Origin of the sequence: Kitasatospora sp. NPDC058063, assembly GCF_042885395.1 — a bacterium.
GTDB classification, from domain to species: Bacteria; Actinomycetota; Actinomycetes; order Streptomycetales; family Streptomycetaceae; genus Kitasatospora; species Kitasatospora lactacystinica.
The window spans coordinates 1-6,416 of record NZ_JBHVSD010000061.1; the positions used below are offsets into that span (position 1 = coordinate 1).

Genomic DNA, 6,416 nt, shown 5'->3' on the forward strand with positions numbered 1-6,416 from the left:
GGACGGGCCCATCGGCCCGTCCGGCCGGCCCCGTCCCGTGTGTCAGAGCACGGCGAGCCGGTCCACCAGCAGTTCCACCCTGCGCCCGGTGTCCGGCGGCGGCAGCCGTCCCGCCCGGGTCAGGGTGGCCAGCCCGTGCAGGGCCGCCCAGAACACCTCGGTGAACAGCGCCGGGTGGACGCCGTCCCCGGCGACCTCGCCGAGGCTTTCCAGCAGAGCGGCGAAGGCGTCCTTCAGCGGCTCCGGGGTGTCCTCGCGCGCGAACGCCAGGCCGCCGTCGAGCTGGAACATGGCGTCGTAGACCGCCGGGTTGCGTTCGGCGAAGTCGAGGTAGGCGCGGGCGAGCGCGGTGACCCGGGCGCGGGGCCCGTCCGCGGCGGAGCTCGCGGCCCGCAGTGCCACGGCCATCTCGGCGGCGCCCTCGAGGGCGACCGCGCCGATGATCTCGCGCTTGCCGCGGAAATGGCTGTAGAGGACGGGCTGGCTGTATTCGATGCGCTCGGCGAGCCGGCGGGTGGTGACCGCGTCCCAGCCCTGCTGCTCGGCGAGTTCGCGGGCCGTGGCCACGATGAGGCGCTCGCGGTCCGCCCGTTCGCGCTGCTTGCGTTCCTGTAGCGACATGATCCGATCCTAGCACTGCTAGACAATCGAGCGGCGACAGGTCTAGCGTTGCCTCATCAGCTAGCAACGCTAGATCCCAGGGGGTCACCATGCTCAACGCACTTGAGGTCTTCACCACCGTGGTCGTCGGCCTGATGGTGGGGGTGGAGTTCTCCGTCGCCTTCGTCATCAACCGGATCCTCGACGCCCTCCCCGAGGACAGCGGTCAACTCGGCCGCGCCCACGGGGGCCGGATGCTCGGCGCCCTGATGCCGTTCTGGTACATCGGCTCACTCGTCCTGAGCGCCGTCTGGGCCGTCGCCGGTTGGCACCGCCCCGGCGCCGGCCTGGTCGTCGTCGCCGGCGCGCTGCTGATCGTCAGCGTGATCATGTCGGTCCTGCTGCTCGTCCCGATCAACAACCGGGGCAAGACGTGGACCCCCGAGAACCGGCCCGCCGACTGGAAGCAGCAGATGCGCCGCTGGGACCGCTTCCACTACGTCCGCGTCGCCGTCATCGTCGCCGCCTTCACCCTGCTGGTCACCGCCCTCACCTGAGCCCGCGGGCGACACCGCGCAGACGGCACGCGCCCCTCCGCTCCATCGGCGGCGGCGACTTGCCCGAAGCCGGGTACGTGCGCCCCTCCCCCACCCGTACTGCGCGCTTCCGCGCAGTACGGGTGGGGGACGACGCGCTCGGCGCCACCGGCCACCGCCCCTTCGAGGACACGGGCGGACCAAGGCCGTCCCCCGACCGGGCGACACCTCCCGGGCGGCGTCCGCGACCGCTCGGCCGCCCGGGTGTCCCGCCCATCGGAGGCGATGCCGACGGGAACGGCGAGATTCCTCAACACGACGCGATCCGGACCGACCGGGTCAGAGCGGCACCGTTCAGCACCCCGACTTCGAACTGATGGACCGTCATCATCAAACTCGTGCGGGCGGGTTCCCCGGAGCCCGCCCGCACCGCCGACTCCGGCCCGTGGAGGGGTGCCGCACAGCGGCTGCTACACGCAGTGGACGTCCACCCCGCGGGCGGTGAACCGCTCCACCAGTTCCTCCGGGGCGTCGGCGTCGGTGACGAGTGCGTCGATCGTGCCGGTGTCGCAGACCTGCGCGAACGCGCGCTTGCCGAGCTTGGTGGAGTCGGCCACCACGATGACCCGCTCCGCCCGCTCGGCCATGGCCCGGTTGGCGCTCGCCTCGCCCTCGTCGTGGGTGGCGGCGCCGAACTGCGGGTCGACGGCGTTGACGCCGAGGATCGCGTAGTCCAGTGAGATCGCCTGCAGCATCATGGTCGCCAACGGTCCGGTCAGCTCGTAGGACTGGGGTCGGGCCACGCCGCCGGTGACCACGGTCTTCACGTACGGGCGCACCGCCAGCTCGTTGGCGATGTTGATCGCGTTGGTGACCACGGTCAGCGCCGTCTGATTGCCGTGCCCGGCCAGATCGGTACGGGTGGCGAACTCGCGGGCCACCTCGGAGGTGGTGGTGCCGCCGTTGAGCCCGACCACCGCGCCGGGCGGGACGAGCCCGGCGGCGGCCTTCGCGATGCGCTGCTTCTCGCCGGCCTGGCGCGCGGTCTTGTAGCGGAGGGGCAGGTCGTACGCGACTTCGCTCAGCACCGCGCCGCCGCGGGTGCGGGTCAGCAGCTGCTGGCGGGCGAGCTCGTCCATGTCCCGGCGCACGGTGGCAGCGGAGACGCCCAACAGCTCGGCCGCCGTCATGACGTCGATCCGGCCCCGATCACCAAGGATCTCCAGCAGCCGCGACCATCGCTCATCCGGGCTCATCTTCTCTCCTCGACTCGGTCGTCCCTGGTCACGAGCCTATCCGCCGGCCATCACCGACCGGGTGCCGCGATCCTCTCGATGAAGCAGTATTGCTCAAAGATGACGCGTTGAGCTATGAATAGAGCAGTTTCAAGCAGATGCTTGCAGTATGAAGCAGTGCTCGGTGCGGACCGATCCCCGAGCACCACCCGTGCCCCCAGCGAGGAGAGCCAGATGAGTCACGTCGAGCGGGAGATCGCCAGTCAGCCGGAGTGCTGGCGCAAGGCACTGGAACTGGAGCCCGCGGGGCTGCCCGAGCGCGGCGAGCGGGTGGCCGTGATCGGCTGCGGCACCTCGCTCTACATCGCGCAGGCGTACGCGGGCCTTCGCGAGGGCGCCGGCCTCGGTGAGACCGACGCCTTCGCGGCCTCCGAGTTCCCGGCGGCCCGTGGCTACGACCGCGTCGTCGCCATCACCCGCTCGGGAACCACGACCGAGGTGCTCGCCGCGCTGGAGCGCTGCGGCGGGACGCCGACCGTCGCACTCACCGGCGACCTCGCCACCCCGATCGGCACGGCCGCCGGCACCGTGGTCGACCTGGAGTTCGCCGACGAGAAGTCGGTGGTGCAGACCCGCTTCGCCACCACCGCGCTGGCGCTGCTGCGCGGCCACCTCGGCCTCGCCCCCGCCGACCTGGCCGCCCACGCCGAGCAGGCGCTGGCCGCCCCGCTGCCCGAACGGGCCACCGAGGCGAGCCAGTTCACCTTCCTCGGGACCGGCTGGACGGTCGGCCTGGCCCACGAGGCGGCCCTCAAGCTGCGCGAGGCCTCCGGGTCGTGGACCGAGTCCTACCCGGCCATGGAGTACCGGCACGGCCCGATCAGCGTCACCGGCCGCAACAGCGTGGTGTGGTTCTTCGGCGAGCCGCCGACCGGACTGGTCGACCAGGTCGAGCCGACCGGCGCCGCACTGTCGGTGAGCGCGCTGGACCCGATGGCCGACCTGATCCGCGCCCAGCGGCTCGCCGTCGAACTGGCCAAGGGCCGCGGCCTGGACCCCGACCAGCCGCGCAACCTCACCCGCTCCATCGTGCTCACCCGGCCGTGACCGCGACGGCGATCGCCCTCGACGTCGGCGGAACCTACATCAAGGGCGCGGCGGTGGCCGCGGACGGCCGCCTCTGCCACACCGAGCGCTGGTTCACCCGCGCCGAACGCGGACCGGAGGCCGTCCTCGAAACCGTCCTCGACTGCGCCGCCGAACTCGCCGGGCGCTTCCGCCCGGCCGCCGCGGGGATCGCCGTGCCCGGCATCGTCGACGAGGCGGCCGGCACCGCGGTGCTGGCCGCCAACCTCGGCTGGCGGGACCTGCCCGTCCGGCACTGGCTGTCCGAACACCTGGGCATCCCGGTCGCGTTCGGGCACGACGTGAGGGCCGGAGGCGTCGCCGAGGCCAGGGCCGGCGCCGGCCGCGGCAGCCGCAACTTCCTCTTCGTCCCCGTCGGCACCGGAATCGCCGCCGCGCTGATGGTCGACGGGCGGCCGCTCACCGGCAGCCACACCCGCGCCGGCGAGCTGGGCCACCTGGTGGTGCGTCCCGGCGGCGAGCCGTGCGCCTGCGGCCGTCGCGGTTGCGTGGAGACCCTGGCCTCGGCGGCCGCCGTCGCCCGCCGCTACACCGCCGCCACCGGGGAGGCGGGCGTCACCGCCGAGCAGGTCGGCGAGCGCGCCGCGACCGGGGACCGCGCGGCCGCCACCGTCTGGCAGGAGGCCGTCGACGCGCTCGCCGACGGCCTGGCGAGCGCGATCACGCTGCTCGACCCCGAGCGGATCGTGATCGGCGGCGGCCTCGCCCGGGCGGGCGAGCCGTACTTCGCGCCACTGCGGGCGGCTGTGACGGCGCGGCTCTCCTTCCAGACGATGCCGGAGCTCGTACCCGCCGAACTCGGCCACGAGGCGGGCTGTTTCGGTGCCGGACTGCTCGCCCGGGACCTTCTGGGCGAGGGAGCGGCGGCGTGATCCTCACCGTCACCCTGAACGCCGCCCTGGACATCACCCACCACCTGGACCGGATGCGCCCGCACGGCAGCAACCGGGTCCGGGCGGTGGCCCAGCGCGCGGGCGGCAAGGGCGTCAACGTCGCCAGGATCCTGCACACCCTCGGCCACCCGACCGTGGTCACCGGCCTGACCGGCGGCCTCACCGGCATGGCGATCCGTGCCGAACTGGCGTCCGCCGGCCTGGCCGACCGCATGCTGGCGATCGCGGGCGAGTCCCGGCGGACGGTGGCCGTGGTCGAGGAGGACCTCGGGGACACCACGATCCTGCTCGAACCCGGCCCGGTGGTGAGCGCCGAGGAATGGGCGCGGTTCCTCGACCACCTCGACACCCTGCTGCCGCAGGCCGCGGCGGCGGTCCTCTCCGGCAGCCTGCCGCGCGGCGTGCCCGAGGACGCCTACGCCCACCTGCTCCGGCTCGCCCACGCACACGGCGTCCCGGCGGTGCTCGACGCCGACGGGGCGGCGCTCAGCACGGCGCTGGCGGCCGGACCGGCCCTGATCAAGCCGAACGCGGACGAGCTCGCCGCCGCCACCGGCCTGACCGATCCGGTGGCCGCCGCCCGCGGGCTGCGGGCCGCGGGCGCCGGTGCGGTGGTCGCCTCGCTCGGCGCCGACGGCCTCGTCGCCGTCACCGCGCAGGGCGGTTGGCGCGCCCGCTCGCCCGAGCGGCTGGCCGGCAACCCCACCGGCGCCGGCGATGCCGCCGTCGCCGCGCTCACCCTCGGCCTGGTCGGCGGAACGCCCTGGCCCGACCGGCTGGCCGAGGCCGTGGCACTGTCCGCGGCCGCCGTCGCCGCACCGCTGGCCGGCGACTTCGACCCCGCCCTCCACCAGGCCCTGCGGTCCCGCGTGGACGTCCACCCCTTCGCAACCGAGGAGTCCGACCCATGCCCCTGAGCGGAACCGGCGCGATCGCCGCCGCCGCTGCCGAAGCCGCGTGCGGCGTCGGCGCGTTCAACGTCATCCAGCTGGAACACGCCCAGGCGATCGTCGCCGGGGCCGAGGCCGCCGGTGCGCCGGTGATCCTGCAGATCAGCGAGAACGCCGTGCGCTACCACGGCGCCCTCGACCCGATCGGCGCCGCCACCCTGGCCGTCGCCCGGGCCGCGCGGGTGCCGGTCGCGGTCCACCTGGACCACGCCACCTCCGTGGAACTCGTCCACCGGGCCGTGGAGTTGGGCTTCACCTCGGTGATGTTCGACGCCTCGGTGCTGCCGTACGAGGAGAACGTGCGGGCCACCGCCGAGGTGGTGCGGCGGTGCCACGCCGCGGGCGTCTGGGTGGAGGCCGAACTCGGCGAGGTCGGCGGCAAGGACGGCGTCCACGCCCCGGGTGTGCGCACCGATCCGGCCGAGGCCGCGGCGTTCGTCGCCGCCGCCGGCGTGGACGCGCTCGCGGTGGCCGTCGGCACCTCGCACGCGATGCTCACCCGCGACGCGGCGCTCGACTTCGAGCTCATCGGACGGTTGCGCCGGGCGGTGCCGGTCCCGCTGGTCCTGCACGGCTCCTCGGGTGTGGCGGACGGGGACCTCACCGCCGCCGTGGAAGCCGGTATGACCAAGGTCAATATCGCCACCCACCTCAACCAGGTGTTCAGCACCGCGGTCCGCCGGGCCCTGGCCGACGACGCCCGGCTGGTCGACACTCGCCGCTACCTCGGGCCGGCCCGCGCGGCCGTCGCCGCCGAGGTCACCCGCCTGCTCGGCGTCCTCAAGGCGGCACCAGCGGCGGCCTGAGCCGCCACCGCCGCCCGCTGTCCGGCCGGGGTCACCACGACACGGCGACGGCCGCCCGCCCCCGAGGGGGACGGGCGGCCGTCGTCGTCGCTCAGGCGGGTCCGACGGTGGGGAAGGTCTCGCCGCCGAGCACCCAGCGGCCGCGGCGCATCACGGCGACCAGGTCGTAGCTCTCGGAGTCGACCACGACCAGGTCGGCGAGCTTGCCGGTCTCCAGCGAGCCGATCGAGTCGCTCAGGCCGAGCAGCCG

8 protein-coding genes are annotated in these 6,416 nt (G+C 74.2%); 5 read left to right on the top strand and 3 right to left on the bottom strand.

The window, feature by feature from the left end:
• Positions 1–42: 42 nt before the first annotated feature.
• Complete coding sequence (locus ACFVUY_RS43040) at positions 43–621, bottom strand: TetR/AcrR family transcriptional regulator (protein ID WP_387695986.1); 579 nt, start codon at positions 619–621, stop codon at positions 43–45.
• An 89-nt stretch (positions 622–710) separates the two neighbouring features.
• Here ACFVUY_RS43040 and ACFVUY_RS43045 point away from each other — a divergent pair, with 89 nt between their 5' ends.
• The gene (locus ACFVUY_RS43045) at positions 711–1,157 is read left to right on the top strand and encodes a DUF1772 domain-containing protein (protein WP_387737340.1); all 447 of its coding nucleotides are present in this window, start codon (positions 711–713) and stop codon (positions 1,155–1,157) included.
• A gap of 449 nt (positions 1,158–1,606) precedes the next feature.
• On the opposite strand, the gene ACFVUY_RS43050 is transcribed toward ACFVUY_RS43045, so the two are convergent.
• Positions 1,607–2,392 (bottom strand): DeoR/GlpR family DNA-binding transcription regulator, encoded by a 786-nt coding sequence (locus tag ACFVUY_RS43050; RefSeq protein ID WP_387695983.1) that lies wholly within the window; start codon positions 2,390–2,392, stop codon positions 1,607–1,609.
• A gap of 213 nt (positions 2,393–2,605) precedes the next feature.
• Here ACFVUY_RS43050 and ACFVUY_RS43055 point away from each other — a divergent pair, with 213 nt between their 5' ends.
• Genes ACFVUY_RS43055 through ACFVUY_RS43070 form a run of 4 tightly spaced genes read left to right on the top strand, consistent with a single transcriptional unit; the run spans position 2,606 to position 6,166 of the window.
• Positions 2,606–3,478, top strand: a complete 873-nt coding sequence (locus ACFVUY_RS43055) for an SIS domain-containing protein (protein WP_387737341.1) — start codon at positions 2,606–2,608, stop codon at positions 3,476–3,478.
• Positions 3,475–4,389, top strand: coding sequence for an ROK family protein (locus ACFVUY_RS43060; protein WP_387695981.1), 915 nt, complete (start codon positions 3,475–3,477; stop codon positions 4,387–4,389). The genes ACFVUY_RS43055 and ACFVUY_RS43060 overlap by 4 nt, the downstream gene beginning before the upstream one ends.
• The gene (locus ACFVUY_RS43065; protein WP_387737342.1) at positions 4,386–5,327 is read left to right on the top strand and encodes a 1-phosphofructokinase family hexose kinase; all 942 of its coding nucleotides are present in this window, start codon (positions 4,386–4,388) and stop codon (positions 5,325–5,327) included. The genes ACFVUY_RS43060 and ACFVUY_RS43065 overlap by 4 nt, the downstream gene beginning before the upstream one ends.
• The gene (locus ACFVUY_RS43070; RefSeq protein ID WP_387737343.1) at positions 5,318–6,166 is read left to right on the top strand and encodes a ketose-bisphosphate aldolase; all 849 of its coding nucleotides are present in this window, start codon (positions 5,318–5,320) and stop codon (positions 6,164–6,166) included. The genes ACFVUY_RS43065 and ACFVUY_RS43070 overlap by 10 nt, the downstream gene beginning before the upstream one ends.
• A gap of 91 nt (positions 6,167–6,257) precedes the next feature.
• Here the strand turns inward: ACFVUY_RS43070 and ACFVUY_RS43075 are convergent.
• Positions 6,258–6,416: amidohydrolase family protein (locus ACFVUY_RS43075; protein WP_387737344.1), on the bottom strand; the 159-nt coding region annotated here is incomplete at its 5' end.

Coding starts and splice junctions, on each gene's coding strand:
- ACFVUY_RS43040 (WP_387695986.1), bottom strand. CDS start 621: ATGTCGCTACAGGAACGCAAGCAGCGCGAACGGGCGGACCGCGAGCGC.
- ACFVUY_RS43055 (WP_387737341.1), top strand. CDS start 2,606: ATGAGTCACGTCGAGCGGGAGATCGCCAGTCAGCCGGAGTGCTGGCGC.
- ACFVUY_RS43070 (WP_387737343.1), top strand. CDS start 5,318: ATGCCCCTGAGCGGAACCGGCGCGATCGCCGCCGCCGCTGCCGAAGCC.
- ACFVUY_RS43045 (WP_387737340.1), top strand. CDS start 711: ATGCTCAACGCACTTGAGGTCTTCACCACCGTGGTCGTCGGCCTGATG.
- ACFVUY_RS43050 (WP_387695983.1), bottom strand. CDS start 2,392: ATGAGCCCGGATGAGCGATGGTCGCGGCTGCTGGAGATCCTTGGTGAT.